Consider the following 20,454-nt stretch of genomic DNA (forward strand, 5'->3'; position numbering starts at 1 on the left):
TTCAGAACCCGTACACCAGCTTGACCAGGAATTCCCGGCTTTGCTGGGCTATGACGTCCTGCGTGAAACCAGGGCTGGCGGGGTCCGCATACCGTGCATTGGCCACGTTGTAGACGGAGAAGGACACGTCCGCATGATCGATGAGACGCGAGCTTCCAATGGTCACGTTGCCGAGGCAATAGCCGGCCGCATGCCCCTGTTCCGCGAGGCGGCTCGATACGCATTGAATCTCCGTGCCAATGCGCGCCACGTTTTCGAAGACGGGCAGCAGGAGGTTCAGCTTCGCCAGGTTTCTGGGCGAGTTCTGCAGGACTGCACCGGAGTAACTGTCGCGAGCGATCTGCCATGAGTAACTGGCGCGTATTCTCGCGTCGCCGGCGAATCTTTGTTCATAGCTCAGTTCTGCGCCGTTCGCGTTCGCGCGATTCAAGTTCTCGAAGACGTAGAGCCCGGACGGGGCCATCGTCTCTGAAATCAGGTCGTGAATGTCATAGTGGAACACCTGCAACCCGTCGTTCACAGCATGGTGAAACGAGCCGTTGATAAAGCTGTGGGTATCGGTGGTGCTATCAGGCGTGTCGAAAATCGCGCCGTACGGGGCGTTCGGTACGCCCTTCGTCCGGTTCCCGTAGGCCATGCTGAGCCCGAAATCGCCATACGCAAACTTCGCAAGGAAGTTCTGGGCGCGGTCGTAGTCCAAACCTTGCGCAACGCCGTGGTTCTGATCCGCTGTGTCGAATTCCGGGTAGTAGAGGTCCTGTCCGCTCCTGACGTAAGAACTCGCCGAAAGCACCACGTCTGCGCCGTTACTGCCATGCCAGCCATAGCTTGCGCGCGCCCGTTTCTCGCCGAAGCTGCCTGCGGCAACCGCCACCTGCGGCCCCTGAAGGGTCTTCCCGGTTTTGGTAATCACGTTGACGACGCCAAACAGCGCGTTTGAACCGTATACCGCCGACCCTGGGCCCGGCACGTATTCAATACGCTCGACCATGTCCATGTCGACCGGGAAATCCGTACCGATCGGGGCCTGGTCGTACACGGCGTCGTTTATCCGCACGCCGTCGACCAGAAGCAGGAACCGGCTGTTGTAGTCGCCTGGGCGCTGGAAGCCGCGCGCCCCGAGATAGGCGTAATCCCGGTCATAGCTGACATAGAGCCCGGGCAGCGAGGCCGGCGCGTCGGCGAGCGTTCTCCAGCCAAAATCCCGGATGTCCGTTGCCGTCAGGACGACGACAGCAGCAGGCGCATCGGAGATGGGCTGATCGAGTCGGCTGGCCGTGCTGACCGTTACCTGCATCAGGTCTTCGAGCGGGAGCGCGGCCAGATCCGCGTCTGCATGTTGCGTAGAGTCGTTGCTCTGAACGGGGTCGGTCGCAGGCCGTGCGTCGGCTGGCCATCCTGCCATACAGGCACTGGCTAGCATCGCAATGCGCAAAACGCGCGGGAAAACGCACGAAGGTTCACACAAACAATACATTGGGGATTTCTTTACCCAGCACTCGCGCGCAAAGGCGGCTCTTCCCTTCTTCTTATCGGCCCAAGAGCCGCATTCTTGAGTGAGGCGTTCAACTGAAACGTCGACGGCGTGTACGGACTGGGCCAACGCCGATAACGACGGCTCCCCGAATGCTCGCCAGTTGAACCCGACACACTTCGATTTTCCGGTCAATTTCCCGTTTGTCGTCTCAACATTCCCGAGACATTGCCGTTAACAGGTGACCAGGGGTTCGCTTCGTCAGTTGGGTTGGCGATTGGGCCTGCTCGTTGCTATCGATATGAGAGGTTGGCAAACATATGAAACTGTCTTTTGCCCGGAAGCTCGCCATGACCGCATTCGTTGCGATGGGGGCCGTGGAGCGTGTGGATGCGCAGACTTTGCCGGACAGCGGCGCGAACGCTGCCATCGTCGTTGCCCAGCCTGGCGCGACGACGGCACTGCTGGCCACGACGCAAGAACAGCAGGGGCAGGCCGGTGTGCTGACAGCGGATGAAGCGAAGCAATCCGCCGCCGGCAACGTCGCCGAGCTGCAACAGATGATCCGCGGTTCGGACCTCAGCGAGCTGCGCACGACGTACAACGGCAGCTATGGCGCGAGCCTGCTGTTTTACGGCAAGGAGATGACGTACTACGTCGCGCTGTTCCAGCAAAAGAATTTCTGGCGCGTGATCAAGACGCAGGACGCAACGCGTGCCGACATGATCTACAAGGATTTTGTGCGCCAGACGTTGCAGCTGTCCGACGTCGAGTTTCGCCGCACGCGGCTCGAGGCACAGAAGGCGTTCACCGAGCGGAGGATTGCGCTGTCGCAGGATCGTGCGAACCGCCTGCAGGCTGACCTCGATGTAGCGCGTCAGCAGCAGAGCATCGTCAACAGCCAGCAGCAACAGACGCGTGCCGAAGCCGTCGCGCTTGCACAACAGAAGGCCGCCGCGCAGGACCAGTTGCGCGCCGCGCAGCGGCAGGTCCGCGTACTTCAGAGTCAGCTGGAAAGCGGCCTGGCGGGCTTACACTGATTTTCAGCCGGCTCCTGCAGGAACACGACCCCGTCCGATTCGCGGCGCGGGGTTGTGTTCATGGGCCGCTTTGAGCCCGGCACGGTACGCCGGCATGAATCGCGCGGGCGTCATGCGTCGGCAACTCGCCGGCGGGGCGCGCTCAGATTGGCCCACTCGTAAGCGTCATGTCCAAGCCTGCCCACTTCGCGCCATACGGCGAAGGGAATCTCCTGGCGGGCCGCGTGCCGGTCGACAAGCCGCTGGCATGCGTTTGTCATCTGTCGAAGCAGCACAAGCGCATGCGTTTCAGGTCTCTCACCATGCTGGTCGAGCGCCGTTTTTGCCTCTTGAGCCCGTTGGGCCATTGTCCGCCATTGAGAATCCCGGATTTCCTGAGCGTAAGTGCCGCGCTGCGCGAGTGCGCTCGAAACGATGTAGAGGTTTTTGAGTGCAGTGATGACGTCTGGTGGCGGCACGACGCAATCGTCGCTGCAGTCCCGTTGCGCGTGCGTCATCGGCATGCCCTCGACAGGTTTGCCAGGGGCGCGATCGCAGAACCCATTCTCGACGAAGTCTCGCAACCCGCCGAGGAATCGGCGGAACGGACGACGCTCGCCAGGCAGAGCAAATCTGGCCTGGGGAGCAGTGCTTGCAAGATGCCGGTCGGGGTGGCGCACATGCGGGCGTGATGAGTGTTGTGGGTTAGCTATGCGCCGAATTGTTCAGGTCGTTTTCTGCATTTAGCACAGGCATGGCTACCGATATGGAAGCAATCGCCGGGCTACCTTAATGCTTGCGGCCGAAGCACGCCTGGGCGGCATCGGCGGGCGACAGGCCGGCATCGAAATAGCCCCGCAGACGCCTCATGATCAGAGGGTCGGGATAATACGGCGGGCGGATAAATTTCGCTTCGACGGCTTCGTGGTACCAGGCGCGCGTCCACTGGTCCAGGCCCTGTTCGTATAACAGCGATACGTATTTCGACTCGTTAAACATGTTGACTTCCGAAAGCTCAATAGACGCGTTCGCCATAAATAATCGCGCGGACGCTGCAGGCAATCAGCCGACGCGACGACGCCTGACGGCGCGCAACGTTGTCCGCGAGTTTCTGACCTGTGACACCAGCAGCAATTGACGCAGTTGCGGCAGGCATGTTCAGGGAATCAATGCGCGTGCCGTGACGACGATCGGTTTCGAAGAAAACTATCCTTGCTTGTCGTGACTGGCACTCAAAAGCTTTGCGGCGCTCGTCACTGCGGTACCAGCACACTACATTCCGCGACGGGAGTGCCGAGCAGGTCGAGCAGCGCGCGGAGTCGTTGTCGATCTTGCACCGACAGACCGGGACGTCCTAGCAGGCCCTCGATCTGCGATATCCAGTAGTCACGAAGGATAAGTCGCGGGCGACGAACCAGCGCGTTCAGCGCCTTCTCCAGTTGCCCGATCTCGGTCTTTACTGTGTTCATGTTCGTTTCCCTCCGTGATCCTCTAAATCTGGAATGTCACATCGGCTGTCGTCGTTCCGGAGCCGACACCTCGTTCGGAATACATCGTGGCCTTTACATCACCCGGCGCGACGTTGGCGGCGCTCGGGTATCGGCTGTGATGCCACGCGCGCTACAAATAGTTGAGCCATATCACCATCAGGACGTAGGCGAGGACCAAAAGCCAACGCAGAATGAGACTACGAGATGTCAACATGGCCTATACGTGGGCTCATTTCGCGCTTTGACACCGGCTCGGCAGCCGTCCACCGCGTCCAGCCGCTTTGTCCACCCGCGTCGGTGACGCGCAAGGCACGGGAGCCGTCAGCGAACGTCAGGCATTCAACGCGAAGCCGCCGGTCTACTGCAGTATCTTCTGCGTGGACATCGCCGCCTTCATGCCTGAAATGCAACTTGCCTTCCTGCAAGAGGTCCAGCGGTGACTGGTCTCCTGGGTACGCATGTTTACGGTCCCATCGGTTCAGGAGCGTCGCGGCAATTTCGGCGTCGAACATGTTGGACTTTCCTCAGCGGGCTGATAAGGATGTCAGCCCGAAGCATTTAGAATCGCGTCTCCTGGGCCACCTTAAAACCCGCTATTGCGATTGGGTACCGACGCTATGGTCGTTCGATGCACCTGACGCAACAACCATGCGTCGAATCCCGTGGTCGCGGTCAGACAGACAAGCCGTTGGAGCAATGGCAGCCACAGTTTTTGGGCAAACGTTTGCATTTTCATGTCCGACTCGCCGTCACGGCATGGATGAAGTCAGCATGTATTACGGCGTGTCTTTTGCGTATTTAGATCGGTGTAAACCCTATATCGGCTAGCCTCATAGCAACGGACTGGGGCAAAACGGGTTGGGTCGTGGAACGCTCGATTGGCTGGTTTCATAACTTCACGCATCTGCGCGCTCGCTTCAAACGCCGCGCCTTCATCCACGAAGCGCTCATGGAAATCGCCTGCCAGCATCATCTGCTGGCGGCAACTTCGGCCTTCATTGTGTTAGCGCTTCTAAGTGGAATCCCTAGAGGACGCACACCGATGGTAGCGATACCATTCGAAAAATTCAAACGCTGGACGACAGCGTTTTTTGCGCAGCAGTATGGTAGCGCTACCATGGAGACGTCAGTGTCATCGAACCGCAAAACACCTGAACAGTTGCGCAGCTACCGCTGGTATGGCGTGAACGACCTCCGCTCGTTCGGCCATCGCTCACGCACGGCGCAAATGGGGTACCACGCGTCGGACTATATGGGCAAGCCGGTGATTGCCGTGGTCAATACGTGGAGCGAGATCAACTCCTGCCACACGCATTTCAAGCAGCGCGTAGAAGAAGTGAAGCGCGGCATCTGGCAGGCCGGCGGCTTCCCGGTCGAAATGCCGGTGATGACGCTTGCCGAGCCGTTCCAGAAGCCGACCACCATGCTCTATCGCAACTTCCTCGCGATGGAGACGGAGGAACTGCTGAAGTCCTACCCGTTCGACGGCTGTGTGCTGATGGGCGGCTGTGACAAGACCACGCCCGGCCTGCTGATGGGTGCGATCAGCATGAATCTGCCGGCGATCTATCTGCCGGCCGGCCCGATGCTGCGCGGCAACTGGAACGGCCGCACGCTCGGCAGCGGCTCGGACACCTGGAAATACTGGGCCGAATTGCGCGCCGGCAAGATCACCGAAGAGGAGTGGAAGGGTATCGAGAGCGGCATCGCGCGCTCGCCCGGCCACTGCATGACGATGGGCACGGCATCGACGATGACGAGCGCCGCTGAAGCGCTCGGGCTGACCCTGCCCGGTTTCTCGTCGATCCCCGCAGTCGATTCGCGGCACGCGCAGTTTGCGTCGCTCACCGGCCAGCGGATCGTGGAGATGGTGTGGACCGATCAGAAGCCGTCGGACATTCTCACCGCCAGGTCATTTGATAACGCTGTCACCACGGTGCTGGCGATGTCCGGCTCGACCAACGCGATTGTTCATCTGGTAGCTGTAGCGCGCCGCGCCGGCATCGATCTGACGACGGCGCGCTTCGACGAACTCGCGCGCATCACGCCCGTGCTCGGCAATCTGCGTCCGGCCGGCCAGTACCTGATGGAAGACTTCTTCTACGCAGGCGGCCTGCGCGCACTGCTCGTCGAGCTGGGCGAGCTGATCGACGGCTCGCAGATGACGGTCAACGGTTCGACCCTTGGCGAAAACATCGCGGGCGCGGAAATCTTTAACGACGATGTGATCCGCAAGCGCAACAATCCGCTCGTCGCGAGTGACGGTCTTGCCGTGCTCACCGGCAATCTCGCGCCGGACGGCGCCGTGATCAAGCCGGCGGCAATGGAAGCACATCTGCTGAAGCACCGGGGTCGCGCCGTCGTGTTCAAGGACTACGCCGACATGGCCGCGCGCATCGACTCCGAAGAACTGGAGGTCACCGCCGATTCCGTCATCGTGCTGCAACACGCGGGACCGGTGGGCGCACCGGGCATGCCCGAGTGGGGCCAGTTGCCGATTCCGCAGAAGCTGCTGAAGCAGGGCGTGCGTGACATGCTGCGCATTTCCGACGCGCGCATGAGCGGCACGAGCTACGGTGCGTGCGTGCTGCACGTGGCGCCGGAATCGTTTGTCGGCGGACCACTTGCGTTGGTGAAGGACGGCGACATGATCGAAATGGATGTGCATGGCCGCCGCCTGTGTCTGGAAGTGAGCGATGCCGAACTCGCCGCGCGCAAGGCCGCATGGCAGCCGCCCAAACGGCCGTTCGAGCGCGGCTTCGGCGTGATGCATCAGTTGCATGTCACGCAGGCGAACAAGGGTTGCGATTTCGACTTTCTTGAAGAGCCCGTGAAATCGGCTGCGCAGCCGCCGCAGACACCTTCCGGTCAAACGGAGCAGGCGACCGGCGACGCGCCCGCCGCCCAACGTACCGAGCCCGAAATTCACTAATGCCTTCCGAGCCTTTCATGACCGTATCCGCTATCACCATCAGTGAAGAAACGCTGGAGCAACTGCGCCACGTCAGCACCGCGACGCTGACCACGCAACTCTTCAAGCGCGGCCTGCGCAACGTATTCCTGCAAGGCGTCGCGCCGCTCGTCAAGCCGGCACCGGGTAAGCCGAACGTCGTGGGCCCGGCGTTCACGCTGCGCAACATTCCCGCCCGCGAAGACCTCGATCACGTCGGCGTCTTTCAGGACCCGGATCATCCGCAACGTAAAGCGGTCGAGAGTGCGCCGCCGGGCAGCGTGCTGGTGCAGGACTGCCGTGGCGAGCGCGCGGTGGCATCGGTCGGCTCGATTCTCGCGCTGCGTCTAGCGAAGCGCGGCGTGGCGGGCATGGTGTCGGACGGTCCGGTGCGCGACAGCGGCACGATCGCTGAACTGGGCTTGCCGCTCTGGTGCGCCGGCGCGAGCGCGCCGCTGAATCTGGCGAAGCATCACGCAGTGGACATGAACGTGCCAATCGCGTGCGGCGGCGTACCGGTCTATCCCGGCGACATCGTGGTGGCCGACGTCGACGGCGTGGTCATCGTGCCGCGCGAAATGGCCGCCGAGGTCGCGCGCGACGCCACCGAGCAGGAACAGCTCGAAGTGTTCATCACGCAGCGTATCGAGGAAGGCCGGCCGTTGCGCGGCACCTATCCGCCGAACGAGGAAACGCTGGCCGCCTACGCGCAATGGCGCGCACAAAAACAATAACGCGTCGAAGCGGTTCCGATCCCACGAATAACAAAGACTCGTGCGCCCGGCGCGCTAGGGCAATAAATTGCATGGGACCGGAGTAAGTGCTCTGCATAGGACCGGAGTAACGCGCTAAAGCGCGAACTCCGGTCGATACGCTAAAGCGGCAACTCCGGTCGACCGCAATAAATTGCATGGGACCGGAGTAAGCCGCTAAAGCGGCAACTCCGGTCGACACAGGAGACATAGTGACTATCACGCAACCGGCGATCGACGAATCGCGTTTGATCAACCGTCTGGCGCTTCGCCTGATGCCGCTGCTCGGGCTGCTTTATCTGGTGGCCTATATCGACCGTTCCAACATCAGCTTCGCCAAATTGCAGATGCTCGGCAGCCTCGGTTTATCCGAAGTGGCCTATGGGCTTGGCGCGTCGCTGTTCTTCATCGGATACCTGTTGTTCGAAGTGCCGAGCAATGTGCTGTTGCATAAGTACGGCGCGCCGCGCTGGATGGCGCGCATCATGTTCACGTGGGGCGTCGTGACGGTGCTGCTCGCCTTCACGCAGAACGCGGCCATGTTCACCTGTCTGTTGCTGTTCGCGGCCGTCACGTTGCTGATCCTGCGTCGCGATCGCGGCGCTCGCATCGTGCAAAGCCACGTTCCGGCGACCGAATGAATTCCCGGATCAAACCCCGAACGAATCCCCGTTGATTCATTGAGCCGCGCCACGTCGCGGCCTTTTCTGCGCGCCGCATACACCATTTGACGAGGAACTTCCATGCAGATCACCGGCGATATGCTGATCGGCCAATCCACCGTGCGCGGCAGAGGCAAACTGCTGCGCGATCAATCCCGCTACCGGCGAAGCGATCGACGAGCCGCAATTCGCGAGCGGCGAGATCGAACTGGTCGAGCGTGCATGCGCACTCTCCGAAGCCGCGTTCGATCCGTTTCGCGCGCTGCCGCTGGAGACGCATGCGACATTTCTCGACGCGATCGCGGACTGGCCTGACGCGGATTGCACCATGATTCGCCGAAGCTGGCCAATCTGAGCGATCTAGCGCGCGCGGTATGCCGCCGCGCGCGGTCTACAATAGGCGCGATCCGTTATTTCCCGCTAGCGAACCATGCCGAATCCCAAGCCGAGCACCGCTGCCAGCCCTGATGTGCCGGAGCCGGCGGCGGCGCCCGCCAAACGCCTGCGCGGTGGCCCCAAAGGGCTGCGCATCACCGACGTCGCCGCGTTGGCCGGTGTCGCGCCGATTACGGTGTCGCGCGTGTTCAATCGTCCCGAGACCGTCGCGCCCGAGACGCTCGAACGGGTGAGGCAGGTCGTGCAGAAGCTCGGCTTTGTGCCGAACCGTCTCGCTGGCGGTTTGTCCTCGTCACGCTCGCGGCTGATTGCGGCCATCGTGCCGACGATCGCTCACTCGCTGTTTTCCGAAACGATCCAGGTGTTCAGCGAGACGATGTCGCGTGCCGGTTATCAGGTGCTGCTGGCGCTGAGCGGCTACAGCGATTCGAGCGAGGAGGCGCTGCTTGACGCGGTGCTGAGCCGGCGTCCCGAAGGCGTGCTACTGACCGGCGTCGCGCATACCGAATCCTTGCGCGAGCGTCTGCGCAACGTCGGCATGCCGATCGTCGAAACGTGGGACATGACCGAAACGCCGATCGATATGCTGGTCGGTTTTTCGCATTACCAGATTGGCGTCGCGGTGGCCGAACACTTTCTGCAGCGCAAGCTGCGCGCGCCGGGCCTCGTCTCGGCCAACGACGACCGCGCGCTTGCGCGCCGCGATGGCTTTCGCGAGCGGCTCGCTCAGGCGGGCATCCACGAGATCGCTGAAGTGCTGGTGTCGCCGCCGAGTTCGGTGGCCGTCGGCAAGGCAGCGTTGCCGACACTGATGGAGCAGGCGCCGCATCTGGACGGCGTATTCTGCGGCTCGGATCTGCTGGCGATCGGCGTGCTCGGCGCGGCGCGGCGCCTTGGGCTCGGTGTGCCGTCGCAGTTGTCGATCTGCGGTTTCGGGGACCTCGAATTCGCCACCGAAACCACGCCGCAACTGACCACGGTGCGCGTAGACGGCACGCGCATCGGGCTCACTGCCGCGCGCTGCCTGCTGGACCGGCTGGCGGGCAATGACAGAACCAAAGTGACCGACGTGGGCTTTCATATCGTCGAACGCGAGACGACCTGATTTATCCGCAGTTTTTTTGACACCGACACGTCAGCCATGCAGGATCTCGCAACGCCTCGCTGACGCGGCCGACGGCCGCGCATGCTGGGCGACATTAAGGTTTGTAGCGACATGAAATCGACAGAGTACACGGCGACTGCGCAACAAGGACTGGATCATGTCTCCAAGCATCACGAATTCTTGGGTAAAGAGCAATCTAACCTTGTAGCAATGATCGAGAATAATAAAGGTAGTCGGTCCGGTTGCTTGCGCAGTTTGCGCAATCACGCGACCGCGACTGTGCTTATTTCGTGGTTCAGACATAACGATCTGGCGAATTTCAAGGAATGGAGCCATGTAAGCGCCAAGTTGGAAAGAATTCTGTTTCAGATGGATCCAAAAACCTGGTATCCAGCATATTTGCTGCTGATGCCCCTGTTGTCCGATCATGAGGGACTGATCCAATAGTTTGCTCATAACGACCGTCCGTTCGATATTGCGCGTGCCAATGACCCAGCAACGCCAGAATTTCACGGGTATCAGGCTTTGTTGGCGGTTCGTGGGGAGTGGCGTGCATTGGAAGATCGCTGTCTTCGAATCATTGGCCATTCGCCGTCAAAAATGAAGAAATACGAGATTGACCACCGGTTCTATCTGGCCTTGTCCCGAAAGGATGTACCGGGCATGGAAGCAGTTCTTCAAGAGCTCACGTCACCCAAGGTCTCCAAGGTTCGGAACGTCGAGCAAGCTTTTGGCTTTACGGAAAAGCTCATCGCTACGCATGCCGTGATTTATGCAAAAATTGCTTGGCGCCACGGATTTCAGGTTAATGTCGACACGCCTTGGATTCCTCAAGAGTGGTTGCCGATCACCCCTCTAGCCGATTATGTTGACCCCTACGATTTCATGAGCCGCGTCGAAATTAGTGGACCGTTGTCGTGAACAGCAGGGCTATTGAGGAGACCTCTGCTGACCTGTAACGTCAGCCGTAGGCAGGGCCGCCACGCCGGCGCGGGCGTGCTGACGGGGCAGTGTCTTGCCGGCAGCGAATCACAACGCCACGTCACCCACATGCCATCGTGACCAGTAATAAAAAGTCGCATGCCCGCATCACGAAGAGCAAAAAGCACAGCGGAGCGAAGAAACGCCAATCAACGGGAAGTGCTGTCGAACCGGAACAGCAGGACGAAATACAGCCGCCGACCAGCGTCGGCTAACCCGTGTCGTTACCGTGAAAGCTGGGTAGCGCGGGCGCAAGCGTTTTCCGCTCGCATTGCCGCGAGTTTAATAATGTCGCCAGGCCCGATCCCTCGTTGCAGCGATCTCTACGTGGCAGCAGACGTCGATGCGTTATCGGGCCATTGGCCTATGACCTTCAGTTGTTTGATCCAGCGCGGCGCGTTTTTCTTCGCACTGGTGACGGAAATTCGGACTTATCTGATTGGCCCCACTTCCTCGCCTGGCATAACTTCTTATGGGCAATCCGCACCCATTTAACAGGACTCGGGAATAACAAGACATGGCTGCATCGACAAACGGAAAAATCCGTTATTTCAAGATCGGTAAGTTGCTCTGGCGATGGAAGCTATGCGATGGGGACAACGGATGCAGCCCTATTCCGGGTCTCGCTATAGCTATGGACAAAGCGCCACCGGCGCTACCCAGCCCGGCGGCGTCCACACCAACACCGCCCCGCCCATGGACACGCGAAGAATTCAGGAAGGACACCGCAGCGACCTTCTCTAGCTTTAAAAAATGGCTCGATACGCCATGGGGTGGCGATACGCCCGCCGCACCCAAGCCCGAGCCAGTCAAGCAGAAGGCTGTACCGCCGTTTGACATTCAGGAAATTCCTGGCGCAATGCGTAAGGAAGCGAAGCCATTCGGGGCCAAGCTGATGGAGCGATGGTTCGCTGGGCGGTTGAACTATTCCCCGACCCCTGCTGACGAGAAAGCGGAAATCAATCAGGACGGAAAACCCTATCCGCCCGACATGTACGACACAACCACAATCAAACTGGATTGGGTGCTTAAGTTTGCGCGCGCAAAAGAAAAATATGACTATCTTATAAGCGAGGCTATCCGCTCACCCGCAGCCCGAAAAGTGCTTCACGACAAGCTGGAATTTTACAAAAATAGAAGCGATTTTTTTACGGCTGATGCTTGTGGGGATGATTCAAAAGAATTACATAAATTTTTTCAATTTCAACATATTCAGATTGACGGCTCTCTTAGTGAAAAAATAGCTACGCAATTAAAGGCGGATGTTGAGCGATTCGGTGTGCCCGATGACCTATCTGCCGCGCTTGGATCGTTTAATATTTACGCCGCTATTGGTCATGTTCGGTTTTTGAGGGACTATTCAAGCGGTATTTCTAGCGGCAATTCAGTAACAAAAGCCGAAGTAACGGGTATATGGGTGTACGTGAAAGACAATTACACATTCACTGATCAACAAGGAGAGCGCTCGCAATATCTGGGTCATTGGGGTAGTGACGGCGTTATCGTTGTCCCGCTTGATGAAATTGCATCTTTCTCTCGTTATATTCCTTACCTAGACTCGCCCGTGACTACCGGGAGTCCGATCATTAAGGGCGAAGTCCATTACCCTGTACTCAATAGTGATTTTCGGAAATGGCAGATAAATCATAAGCGAGGCGGTGACTTTGTGGTTTTTTCGGATCGTCGATTTGTCCCTGTTTACCCACCAATTCCAATCCATCTATGAAGAAAGCTTTTAGGCTTGCCGCACTGTTAGCTTTAATTTTTGGTGCGCCTTATTTCATTGTCTTTGATCATACTCCGCCCGGCACAGATTGTAAAAAATCGTCGTCTCCTGATGGTAGTTACACGGCTGAGCTTTGCATGTTGAAATGGTATGGGCGAGGCAATGCGGAATATGTGGGCCGAGTATTCGATGCGGGAAGCGGAAAATTGCTGGCGCAACATACGTTTATTACGCCAGTTCCAACGATTATGTGGTCTGACTACGAGGGGGAATCCGTGTTGTTTTCAATTGGCGATGGAGGCGATAAATCTACGTATGTAGATTTGCCGCCGTCGAAGTGGGACAGGCTGCTAGCAGCGCGTCCACGCCTTTAATCGCAATGCGTGTCACTGCACTAATCTGCGCGCCAAAGTGCATTACTTGGTTTGGTGGTTTGCACATTCACGACAGGACTGCGCTACAAGAGACTACATGTGCCGCCCACGCTTCCATCAACGGGCGGCGCTGTTCCAATAGATCGGTTCTGTGATAGGCCGCTTCAATCCAGTTCGCGGCAGCATGCGCGAGCGCCCGCTCTGCGAGGTCTCGCGCGTAGCCATTGTTCGCTGGCCCAATCATGAAAGCTGCATCCGAACCTGAGCGTGGTTGCGACGCGTCCCGGTGTGTCACCTTGGGCCAGCACCTCACAAATGGTATTCGAGGTCTCAGGCCGTACGATCCGTGTTGACCGGATTTGCCTACACAGCGCCTACACGAAGCCAGAAACGAACAAGGGGTTACAGAAAGACACCTGTAACCCCTTGATTTTTTGGTAGGCCGTACGGGATTCGAACCTGTGACCAACGGATTAAAAGTCCGCTGCTCTACCAGCTGAGCTAACGACCCAAAAGAGAAGCGAAATTATAGCGATAGCCCCTGAGGACTGTCAACCCACCGCGGCCATTTCGGCGCACGGCACTGCGGATAGTGAAAAGCCCGAGGTATGACTACCCCGGGCTTTCCGGCGAGAGGCGCGCGCGCCTTTTGACCGCGGACACTGCGCGTTTACCGCTAACTGCTAAACGCCAAACAACTACTTGATCTGCGACAGCTTGCTTTGTGCCGTTTGCGCGACGTCCGAACCGCCGTATTGCGCGACGATCTGCTCCAGCGTCTTCCTGGCCGCAGCCTTCTGACCTTGCTCGAGCTGATTGTTCGCAATCGCGAGCAGCGCTTCCGGCGCACGCGGATGCTGCGGGTAATTCTTTACGACGCCTTGCCACGTTGCCGTCGAGCCCTTGTAGTCGCGCAGTGCGTACAGCGCGTTGCCGAGCCAGTACTGCGCGGTCGGCTGGTAAGGGCTGTTCGGGAACTTGGAGATGAAGCTGCGAAACGACGCTGCCGCGTTCTTGAAGTCGCCGCTGCGAAACTGTTGTGAGGCCGCATTGAACGAGTCCGTTTCACCCGGCTGCACCTCGCCCTGAACGCCGTCCACCGTCTGTTGCTGCGGCTCGAATTTCTTCAGACGCGTGTCCAGATCGGTGTAGTAGTCCTTCTGCTGCTTCTGCAGCGTGGCGAGCTGGTTGGCCATATCCTCGTTCTGTCCACGCAGCGTCGCGACTTGCTGATTCATCTGGTCGAGGCGGTTGGACTGATCGAGGATCGTGCGCTGCGCGGCCGACAGCTGGCTCGACAGGCTATCGGTCTTCGAGCGCAGATCGAGAATGGCCTGACGGGCCTGATCGTCGTCGAAGATACCCGCGTGAGCGGGCACGGCCGCGAAAGCCGTGCCCGCGACGCAGGCCGCTGCGGCAAACCGCAGCCAGGAGAAACGATGCGTCATTCGGCTCATCACCCATTACTTACTGTTGGTACACGAGGTCGGCGCGGCGGTTTTGTGCCCACGACGATTCGTCATGACCGGTTGCTTGCGGCTTTTCCTTGCCGAGGCTCACGGCTTCCATTTCCGAGTCCGTCACACCCATCACCGACAGCGAACGGCGCACAGCTTCAGCACGCTTCTGGCCAAGCGCCAGGTTGTACTCGCTGGTGCCGCGTTCGTCGGTGTTGCCCTGGATCAGGACGTGGCGTTGCGGATGGCTCTTCAGGTATTGCGCGTGTTGTTGCAGCAGCGATTGGTAGTCGTCCTTGACCGAGTAGCTGTCGAAGTCGAAGTAAATGCTGCGCTTGGCGAGCGGGCTGTTCGGATCGTTCAGCGGATCGACGTTGACCTGTGCGACATCGGTCGGGTTCGGTTGCGTCGAAACTGCACCACCCTTGTTGGCATTTTCGTCGAGCTTGACGCCCGAGTGACATGCAGCCAGCGCACCGACCATCAATACGGCAAATGCGAAACGAAGTTTAGACATCATGTGTTGCTCTCCTTGAGTGTTGTTGCATAAACGTTATTGCATAAACGGGCCCCAGGACGGCTCCCGTACGCTGCCGCCCTGAACGGACAGGACCTGCCGAGTGCGACCATCGGTCGATACAGCGGCCAACACGCCACGGCCGTTCACCTGTGTGGCGTAAAGAATGTACTGACCGTTCGCCGCGAAGCTCGGCGATTCGTCATGTGTCGTATCGGTCAGACCCGTGGCCGTGTTGCCCTGCAGGTCCTGAACGTACAGCTTGAACCCGCCGCCGACGCGCGAAATATAGGCGAGCTGCTTGCCGTCCGGGCTTACGCGCGGGCTGGTGTTGTAGCTGCCCGTAAAGGTCACGCGCTGCGCGGCGCCGGCGTTTTCGCCCTGGGCCGACATCTTGTAGATTTGCGGTGCGCCGCCACGGTCGCTGGTGAAATAGATCGACTGGCCGTCAGGAGAGAAACACGGTTCAGTGTCGATCGAGCTGCCTTGCGTCAGGCGCCGCAGGCCGCTGCCGTCCGCATTGACGGCGAAAATCTGCGTGTTGCCGGTGCGCGAAAGCGCAACGGCCAGCGTGCGTCCATCCGGCGACCATGCCGGCGCACTGTTATTGCCCTTCTGGTCCGAGACGACCACGCGCCGGCCCGTAGGCAGATCGTGGATATAGACAATCGGTTTCTTCTTTTCGAATGAAACGTACGCGACCTTGGTGCCGTCAGGCGACCACGCCGGCGAGATGATCGGCTCGGGGCTCGACAGCGCGATATGCGCGTCCTGGCCGTCCGAATCGGAAATCTGCAACTGATAACGGCCACCGGTCTTGATGACATACGACAGGCGCGTGGCAAACACGCCGCGGCCACCCATCAGCTTCGCATAGATGTAGTCAGCGACCTTGTGCGCGCTCATGCGCAGCCCGCTTTCCGGGCTCACCAGCACGAGGCCGCCGAGGCTTTCGCCCTTGACGGTATCGTACAGCTTGAAGCGCACTTCGTACTGGCCGCTCGGCAGGCGGTTCACGCTGCCCGACACGAACGCATTGGCACCCTTGGCCTTCCAGCTGCCGAGATCGACGGAATCCGTTTCGGAAACCGGCGTGCTGCCCGCGTCGATGTTCGTGAATTTGCCGCTGCGCTGCAGATCCTGACGCACGATCGTGCTGACCTGCTGCGGCGAGTTCGCTTCATTGGCGAAATTCGCCGTTGCGATCGGAAACTGGGTGGACCCGACGCCCGTCACGAGAACGTTGAGTTGTGCGTGGGCGGCGCCGCCCGCGGCGATCAGGCACGACGCTACAAGTGTCCGCAGGCCTAGCTTGGTCATCAAACTCATGCTGTATGGATTCCCCAAAAAACGGTTTTACTAACACTTCACGACAGCAGAGAGACCGGAAAACATCCAATTCGTTCCCGGGCGCGCCACGCCAGGCGGGGCGCTGCGTCTGCTGTCAACTCGCCTTCAAGTTGCGGCTCCGACCCGGTATCAACCGGCCGGCCGCAACGTAATCTTGAAGCTCGCGGGCGTCTTGCCGTCGATGTCCTGAGGCATCGGATCGGAGCGCTGAACGGCCCGCAGCGCCGCGTCGTCCCAGGCAGGATTGCCGCTGCTGTGCGAGATCGTCGCGCTCAGCAAGGTGCCTGTCGGTGAGCAACGCACGGAGATCACGGTCTCGAGACCCTCCGTTTCACCGCCCCACGAGATGTTCGGGCGCACCACGCGGCGCACCTTGTCGGCGTAGCCGGGCGATGCTGCGTTGCCGCCCGAGCCGCTGCCCGTGCCGGTCTTGCCGAGTCCGTTGCCGGTCGAACTTTCCCCGCCGGCCATGCCTTGCATTTGTGCCAGGCGCGCACGACGTTCCACGTCGAGCTTCTTCGCTTGCGCGGCGGCATCGGCTTGCGCCTTGGCCTTCGCTGCTTTCTGCTCATCGGCCTTCTTCTGCGCGTCGGCCTGAGCCTGCTTCTGCTGCTCTTGCTGCTGCTGTTCTTTCAGTTGCTGCTGCTTTTGCTGCTCGGCCAATTGCTGCTGTTTCAGCTTGTCGGCCTGCTGCTGTTGCTGCTTCTGTTTGGCAGCCGCGGCTTTCTGCGCGGCGAGTTGCGCCGCCTGGTCAGCAAGCTGCTGCTGACGCCTGGCCTCGGCTCCCTGCTGAGCCTGCAGCTTCTGTTGACGCTGCTGCTCTGCCAGTTGCGCCTGGCGAGCGGCTTCCTGCTGCTGGCGTTTCTTCTCCTGCAGCGCGATGTCGGCCTGTTCGTCAGGCAACGGCGGGGCAGGGGCCACCGCAACGGGCGGCGGCGGGGGAGGGCGCGGAATCGCCGAATCCGGCACTTCGGTCCACAGTTCGGCTTCCGCGCCTTCGGGCGTACTGTTCTGCCATTGAATGCCGTGGTACAGGAAGAACCCGAGCAGCACATGCATCACCAGCGCGAACACAAAGGCTCGCCCGGTGCCGCGTTCACGCGGTGGCTGGAGCGGGGTTTCGGAATTCTTGCGGATCATTGTGATTTGACGAGCAATCCAACGCGCTTGACGCCCCGAGCTTTCAACTGGGACATCACGTTCATCACGACTTCATACTTCACTGTTTTGTCGGCGGCGATGACGACCGGCTGATCAGGGTGCGACTGTGCGCGATCGGCGATAAATCCGTTCAGATCGGCCTTCGTCATGTCTTCCTGCTGCTGCGCGCCCGCGTCGTCCTTGTATTTGACGCTCATATTGCCGTCCGCGCGAATGTTGACGATCACGGGCGGGGTCTGCTGCTGCGGCGCGGCGCCGCCGACGGTCGGCAGATTGACGATCGACGGAGCGATCAGCGGCGCGGTCACCATGAAGATCACGAGCAGCACGAGCATCACGTCGATGTACGGCACGACATTGATGTCGGCCATCGCGCGGCGCGAACGGCTGCCGCGCATGCTGGAGGAGCGAGAGCCTGCCATCGTGGACTCCTTACTGTGCCTGGCGCTGCAAAATGTTCGAGAACTCTTCGATGAAGGTCTCGAAGCGGATCGCCAGACGGTCGATATCGTGCGCGTAACGGTTATAGGCAACCACGGCCGGAATTGCCGCGAACAGGCCGATTGCGGTGGCGGTCAGCGCTTCGGCAATGCCCGGCGCAACGTTCGCAAGCGTGGCCTGCTGCACGTTGGCGAGGCCGCGGAACGCATTCATGATCCCCCACACCGTGCCGAACAGGCCGATGTAAGGGCTGACCGAACCGACCGACGCGAGAAATGCAAGGTTCGCTTCGAGCACGTCCATTTCACGCTGGAACGCGGCGCGCATTGCCCGGCGTGCGCCATCGAGAATCGCGCCCGAATCGTTCAGGCGCTTTTCTTTACCTTTCAGGAATTCACGCATGCCGGACTCGAAAATCCGTTCGAGCGCGCCGATCGTGTGACGGTTGTTCGCGGCGCTTTGATAGAGGGCTTGAAGGTCGCCACCCGACCAGAAATCGCGTTCGAAACGTTCAGTTTGCGCGCGCGCCCGGCGGATCGCAAACCACTTGCGGAAGATGAAAGTCCACGACAACAGCGACAACAACAGCAACAGCGCCATGACTGCCTGCGCCAGCAGGCTCGCGTTGAGTACGAGAGAAACGATCGACAGATCTTGTGTAGTGTTCATAAAGGTTCGTTTTAACGTCCCGGAAGGGGGCGTCCGGCTGCAAGGTCACTCGAAGCTTGCCGTGAGCAAAACGGCAAGCATCGGCGACACCGCAAGCCGAACCATGCTTTGTGTTGCTTGATCGATACGAGTTCAATGGCCCCTTAACAACGGGGTTCAGACGTTGTTCGTTGACATGCCGCCGTCGCTCACGCCAGGCCCGCGCCGCAAGGCGGCGAGCACGGATGGCGGGATCGCGGCTGGCCGCAGCGCGGTGCGGTCGACACAGCCGACCCGGATGGAGCCGGCGGCAAGCAGCGTGCCGTCACGCCACGCCTCCTGCGCGAAGTCGACCGACGCACGGCCAAGACGCTCGATCCGGCTCACTACCTTGACGATGTCGTCGAGCCGGGCCGGCGCCCGGTAGTCGACTGCGGTGCTGCGCACGATGAAGAGCGCGCCTGTTTCGTCCGCGAGCCGGTTCTGGTCGACGCCGCATGCGCGCAGCCATTCGGTGCGCGCCCGCTCGAAAAACTTCAGATAGTTCGCGTAAAACACGATGCCGCCGGCGTCGGTATCTTCGTAATACACGCGGATTGGCCACGTGAAGCCGATTGCAGTGCCGGGCTGGCTGGTCGACATATTCATGCGGCGCATTTTACCGGAACGCACACCCGGAGGTCTGTTTCAAGATGTGCGCCCCGCCTGGCGGGCGTTAGCCGCAATTTCAGCCGCGCTGAATCGCCAAACCGGCGAACGATTGGGCCACCGGCATCAACTCGATCGTGTTGATGTTGACGTGGGCCGGACGCGTGGCGATCCAGTAGATCGAGTCGGCGATATCCTCGGCCGTCAGCGGTTGTACGTTCTGGTACACATTGGCCGCTTTTTCGTCGTCGCCGCGAAAACGCACGTTCGAGAACTCGGTGCCGCCGCACAGGCCCGGTTCGATGTCGGTCACCCGCAGCGCGGTGCCGGCCAGATCGGCGCGCAGGTTCAGGCTGAACTGGCGGACGAACGCCTTGGTCGCGCCGTACACGTTGCCGCCGGCGTACGGCCAGCGGCCGGCCGCGGAGCCGAGGTTGAAGATGTGGCCGCGGTTGCGCTCCACCATGCCGGGCAGCAACGCGTGCGTGACCTGGACGAGGCCCGTGCAATTGGTGTCGATCATGGTGTTCCACTCGTCGAGACTCGCCTTGTGCGCCGGCTCGACGCCGAGCGCGAGGCCGGCGTTGTTGACGAGCACGTCGATCGCGGCGAAATCGGCCGGCAGCGCGGCCGGCGCGGCTTCGACGGCCGCGCGGTCGCGCACGTCGAGTTCGAACGGCAAAAGCGCGTCGCCGAGTTCGTCGGCGAGTGCCTGCAGGCGATCCTTACGGCGCGCGGTGGCGACGACGCGATGGCCGCCTTTGACGAAAGCGCGAGCGATAGCAGCGCCGAATCCCGCGGACGCTCCGGTGACGAATACGATCATTGCAGTTCCCTGGTCGGTAAAAGAGAAAGGTCCCAAGCCTACTTCCAATGCGGCGCTGCGGCAAGAATGAACGAGCCGGACAAGCGGCTGTGGCAGAGGCTCGGCCCGGCTTGCCGGCGAACTTTTATCAGACGTTTGCGGAACCCGCACGACGGCGCCGCGGCACGTCCCGCGAGCGCCTGCCGGGGCGGCAGCAAGGCGGTTGCCTATTCGATCCTCTTCCAATAAACTAACGCGCTCACCCCTGCGTGACTGGCGATAGAACCGATACAACCAATCGGGTTCAAGGTGGAGCGACCCACCGTGAAGCGCAGGGTGCCGTTTTGCCGTTCGCCTGGGCAGCCGTGATCCGCGCGCATTTATCTGCGCTGACGGTGGCTGTCCTGCCTCGCGTGTGCGGCGTCTCTCTATTCGCCACGTCAGGGCTGGCCCAGCCGCCAGCAGCGCCGCGTACCCTCTACGCAAGATTCGGCGCAC

General features: G+C 60.4%; 21 protein-coding genes, 1 tRNA gene, 1 pseudogene and 1 riboswitch. Of the genes and pseudogenes, 9 read left to right on the top strand and 14 right to left on the bottom strand.

All coding sequences use genetic code 11. From position 1 onward, the window contains the following. Position 1 precedes the first annotated feature (1 nt). The gene (locus SB772_RS13920; RefSeq protein ID WP_410833828.1) at positions 2-1,669 is read right to left on the bottom strand and encodes a TonB-dependent receptor plug domain-containing protein; all 1,668 of its coding nucleotides are present in this window, start codon (positions 1,667-1,669) and stop codon (positions 2-4) included. A 155-nt stretch (positions 1,670-1,824) separates the two neighbouring features. Here SB772_RS13920 and SB772_RS13925 point away from each other — a divergent pair, with 155 nt between their 5' ends. Then, positions 1,825-2,514, top strand: coding sequence for a DUF2968 domain-containing protein (locus tag SB772_RS13925; protein ID WP_410833829.1), 690 nt, complete (start codon positions 1,825-1,827; stop codon positions 2,512-2,514). A 224-nt stretch (positions 2,515-2,738) separates the two neighbouring features. Then, complete coding sequence (locus SB772_RS13930; RefSeq protein ID WP_410833830.1) at positions 2,739-3,185, top strand: hypothetical protein; 447 nt, start codon at positions 2,739-2,741, stop codon at positions 3,183-3,185. Positions 3,186-3,282: 97 nt separating this feature from the next. Here SB772_RS13930 and SB772_RS13935 read toward each other — a convergent pair whose 3' ends face one another. The 3 genes from SB772_RS13935 to SB772_RS13945 form a co-directional block, all read right to left on the bottom strand. Beyond that, the gene (locus SB772_RS13935; protein ID WP_410833831.1) at positions 3,283-3,528 is read right to left on the bottom strand and encodes a hypothetical protein; all 246 of its coding nucleotides are present in this window, start codon (positions 3,526-3,528) and stop codon (positions 3,283-3,285) included. A gap of 218 nt (positions 3,529-3,746) precedes the next feature. Continuing rightward, positions 3,747-3,962, bottom strand: a complete 216-nt coding sequence (locus SB772_RS13940) for a hypothetical protein (protein WP_410833832.1) — start codon at positions 3,960-3,962, stop codon at positions 3,747-3,749. Between the two features lie 218 nt (positions 3,963-4,180). Next, positions 4,181-4,495, bottom strand: coding sequence for a hypothetical protein (locus SB772_RS13945; protein ID WP_410833833.1), 315 nt, complete (start codon positions 4,493-4,495; stop codon positions 4,181-4,183). Positions 4,496-5,100: 605 nt separating this feature from the next. On the opposite strand from SB772_RS13945, the gene araD reads away from it, so the two are divergent. The 4 genes and pseudogenes from araD to SB772_RS13965 all read left to right on the top strand — a co-directional run bounded on the left by araD (position 5,101) and on the right by SB772_RS13965 (position 9,848). After that, the gene (araD, locus tag SB772_RS13950; RefSeq protein WP_410833834.1) at positions 5,101-6,915 is read left to right on the top strand and encodes an L-arabinonate dehydratase; all 1,815 of its coding nucleotides are present in this window, start codon (positions 5,101-5,103) and stop codon (positions 6,913-6,915) included. A 17-nt stretch (positions 6,916-6,932) separates the two neighbouring features. After that, a complete protein-coding gene (locus SB772_RS13955; RefSeq protein WP_410833835.1) occupies positions 6,933-7,667 on the top strand; it encodes a ribonuclease activity regulator RraA in 735 nt (244 codons plus the stop codon). A gap of 230 nt (positions 7,668-7,897) precedes the next feature. Then, positions 7,898-8,239: pseudogene (locus SB772_RS13960) on the top strand (MFS transporter); the annotation flags it as partial. A gap of 538 nt (positions 8,240-8,777) precedes the next feature. Next, positions 8,778-9,848, top strand: coding sequence for a LacI family DNA-binding transcriptional regulator (locus tag SB772_RS13965; protein WP_410833836.1), 1,071 nt, complete (start codon positions 8,778-8,780; stop codon positions 9,846-9,848). Positions 9,849-9,878: 30 nt separating this feature from the next. On the opposite strand, the gene SB772_RS13970 is transcribed toward SB772_RS13965, so the two are convergent. After that, positions 9,879-10,304, bottom strand: coding sequence for a hypothetical protein (locus SB772_RS13970; protein ID WP_410833837.1), 426 nt, complete (start codon positions 10,302-10,304; stop codon positions 9,879-9,881). Positions 10,305-10,448: 144 nt separating this feature from the next. Between SB772_RS13970 and SB772_RS13975 the strand changes: the two genes are divergently transcribed. The 3 genes from SB772_RS13975 to SB772_RS13985 all read left to right on the top strand — a co-directional run bounded on the left by SB772_RS13975 (position 10,449) and on the right by SB772_RS13985 (position 12,929). Continuing rightward, complete coding sequence (locus SB772_RS13975; RefSeq protein WP_410833838.1) at positions 10,449-10,769, top strand: Imm49 family immunity protein; 321 nt, start codon at positions 10,449-10,451, stop codon at positions 10,767-10,769. Between the two features lie 577 nt (positions 10,770-11,346). After that, positions 11,347-12,555 carry a DUF6402 family protein gene (locus tag SB772_RS13980; RefSeq protein WP_410833839.1) on the top strand — a complete coding sequence of 403 codons (1,209 nt, stop codon included), beginning with the start codon at positions 11,347-11,349 and terminating at the stop codon, positions 12,553-12,555. Continuing rightward, positions 12,552-12,929 carry a hypothetical protein gene (locus tag SB772_RS13985; RefSeq protein ID WP_410833840.1) on the top strand — a complete coding sequence of 126 codons (378 nt, stop codon included), beginning with the start codon at positions 12,552-12,554 and terminating at the stop codon, positions 12,927-12,929. The genes SB772_RS13980 and SB772_RS13985 overlap by 4 nt, the downstream gene beginning before the upstream one ends. 435 nt (positions 12,930-13,364) lie before the next feature. On the opposite strand, the gene SB772_RS13990 is transcribed toward SB772_RS13985, so the two are convergent. The 9 genes from SB772_RS13990 to ydfG all read right to left on the bottom strand — a co-directional run bounded on the left by SB772_RS13990 (position 13,365) and on the right by ydfG (position 19,977). After that, a tRNA-Lys gene (locus SB772_RS13990) sits at positions 13,365-13,440 on the bottom strand. Positions 13,441-13,627: 187 nt separating this feature from the next. Further along, on the bottom strand, positions 13,628-14,377 hold the full coding sequence (gene ybgF / locus SB772_RS13995) for a tol-pal system protein YbgF (protein WP_410834002.1): 750 nt from the start codon (positions 14,375-14,377) through the stop codon (positions 13,628-13,630). A 19-nt stretch (positions 14,378-14,396) separates the two neighbouring features. Next, positions 14,397-14,906: a peptidoglycan-associated lipoprotein Pal gene (gene pal, locus SB772_RS14000; RefSeq protein ID WP_410833841.1), complete on the bottom strand. Its 510-nt coding sequence runs from the start codon at positions 14,904-14,906 to the stop codon at positions 14,397-14,399. 33 nt (positions 14,907-14,939) lie between these two features. Next, complete coding sequence (tolB, locus tag SB772_RS14005) at positions 14,940-16,232, bottom strand: Tol-Pal system beta propeller repeat protein TolB (RefSeq protein WP_410833842.1); 1,293 nt, start codon at positions 16,230-16,232, stop codon at positions 14,940-14,942. Between the two features lie 150 nt (positions 16,233-16,382). Continuing rightward, positions 16,383-17,393 (bottom strand): cell envelope integrity protein TolA, encoded by a 1,011-nt coding sequence (gene tolA / locus SB772_RS14010; RefSeq protein ID WP_410833843.1) that lies wholly within the window; start codon positions 17,391-17,393, stop codon positions 16,383-16,385. Continuing rightward, the gene (tolR, locus tag SB772_RS14015; protein WP_410833844.1) at positions 17,390-17,836 is read right to left on the bottom strand and encodes a protein TolR; all 447 of its coding nucleotides are present in this window, start codon (positions 17,834-17,836) and stop codon (positions 17,390-17,392) included. Before tolR ends, tolA begins: the two co-directional genes overlap by 4 nt. Positions 17,837-17,846: 10 nt before the next feature. After that, the gene (tolQ, locus tag SB772_RS14020; RefSeq protein ID WP_012431821.1) at positions 17,847-18,524 is read right to left on the bottom strand and encodes a protein TolQ; all 678 of its coding nucleotides are present in this window, start codon (positions 18,522-18,524) and stop codon (positions 17,847-17,849) included. 156 nt (positions 18,525-18,680) lie between these two features. Further along, positions 18,681-19,160: a tol-pal system-associated acyl-CoA thioesterase gene (gene ybgC / locus SB772_RS14025; protein WP_410834003.1), complete on the bottom strand. Its 480-nt coding sequence runs from the start codon at positions 19,158-19,160 to the stop codon at positions 18,681-18,683. A 70-nt stretch (positions 19,161-19,230) separates the two neighbouring features. Next, complete coding sequence (ydfG, locus tag SB772_RS14030; RefSeq protein ID WP_410833845.1) at positions 19,231-19,977, bottom strand: bifunctional NADP-dependent 3-hydroxy acid dehydrogenase/3-hydroxypropionate dehydrogenase YdfG; 747 nt, start codon at positions 19,975-19,977, stop codon at positions 19,231-19,233. 238 nt (positions 19,978-20,215) lie between these two features. Then, positions 20,216-20,324: riboswitch (ZMP/ZTP riboswitch) on the top strand. The last annotated feature ends 130 nt before the right edge of the window (positions 20,325-20,454 follow it).

The sequence above is a fragment of the Paraburkholderia sp. SIMBA_030 genome, assembly GCF_046535245.1.
Taxonomy (GTDB): domain Bacteria; phylum Pseudomonadota; class Gammaproteobacteria; order Burkholderiales; family Burkholderiaceae; genus Paraburkholderia.

Excerpts from the sequence above, each read along its gene's own strand:
- SB772_RS13925 (WP_410833829.1), top strand. The coding sequence starts at position 1,825 with ATGACCGCATTCGTTGCGATGGGGGCCGTGGAGCGTGTGGATGCGCAG.
- SB772_RS13935 (WP_410833831.1), bottom strand. The coding sequence starts at position 3,528 with ATGGCGAACGCGTCTATTGAGCTTTCGGAAGTCAACATGTTTAACGAG.
- SB772_RS13940 (WP_410833832.1), bottom strand. The coding sequence starts at position 3,962 with ATGAACACAGTAAAGACCGAGATCGGGCAACTGGAGAAGGCGCTGAAC.
- SB772_RS13945 (WP_410833833.1), bottom strand. The coding sequence starts at position 4,495 with ATGTTCGACGCCGAAATTGCCGCGACGCTCCTGAACCGATGGGACCGT.
- araD (WP_410833834.1), top strand. The coding sequence starts at position 5,101 with ATGGAGACGTCAGTGTCATCGAACCGCAAAACACCTGAACAGTTGCGC.
- SB772_RS13955 (WP_410833835.1), top strand. The coding sequence starts at position 6,933 with ATGACCGTATCCGCTATCACCATCAGTGAAGAAACGCTGGAGCAACTG.
- SB772_RS13965 (WP_410833836.1), top strand. The coding sequence starts at position 8,778 with ATGCCGAATCCCAAGCCGAGCACCGCTGCCAGCCCTGATGTGCCGGAG.
- SB772_RS13970 (WP_410833837.1), bottom strand. The coding sequence starts at position 10,304 with ATGAGCAAACTATTGGATCAGTCCCTCATGATCGGACAACAGGGGCAT.
- SB772_RS13975 (WP_410833838.1), top strand. The coding sequence starts at position 10,449 with ATGAAGAAATACGAGATTGACCACCGGTTCTATCTGGCCTTGTCCCGA.
- SB772_RS13980 (WP_410833839.1), top strand. The coding sequence starts at position 11,347 with ATGGCTGCATCGACAAACGGAAAAATCCGTTATTTCAAGATCGGTAAG.
- SB772_RS13985 (WP_410833840.1), top strand. The coding sequence starts at position 12,552 with ATGAAGAAAGCTTTTAGGCTTGCCGCACTGTTAGCTTTAATTTTTGGT.
- ybgF (WP_410834002.1), bottom strand. The coding sequence starts at position 14,377 with ATGACGCATCGTTTCTCCTGGCTGCGGTTTGCCGCAGCGGCCTGCGTC.
- pal (WP_410833841.1), bottom strand. The coding sequence starts at position 14,906 with ATGATGTCTAAACTTCGTTTCGCATTTGCCGTATTGATGGTCGGTGCG.
- tolB (WP_410833842.1), bottom strand. The coding sequence starts at position 16,232 with ATGAGTTTGATGACCAAGCTAGGCCTGCGGACACTTGTAGCGTCGTGC.
- tolA (WP_410833843.1), bottom strand. The coding sequence starts at position 17,393 with ATGATCCGCAAGAATTCCGAAACCCCGCTCCAGCCACCGCGTGAACGC.
- tolR (WP_410833844.1), bottom strand. The coding sequence starts at position 17,836 with ATGGCAGGCTCTCGCTCCTCCAGCATGCGCGGCAGCCGTTCGCGCCGC.
- tolQ (WP_012431821.1), bottom strand. The coding sequence starts at position 18,524 with ATGAACACTACACAAGATCTGTCGATCGTTTCTCTCGTACTCAACGCG.
- ybgC (WP_410834003.1), bottom strand. The coding sequence starts at position 19,160 with ATGCGCCGCATGAATATGTCGACCAGCCAGCCCGGCACTGCAATCGGC.
- ydfG (WP_410833845.1), bottom strand. The coding sequence starts at position 19,977 with ATGATCGTATTCGTCACCGGAGCGTCCGCGGGATTCGGCGCTGCTATC.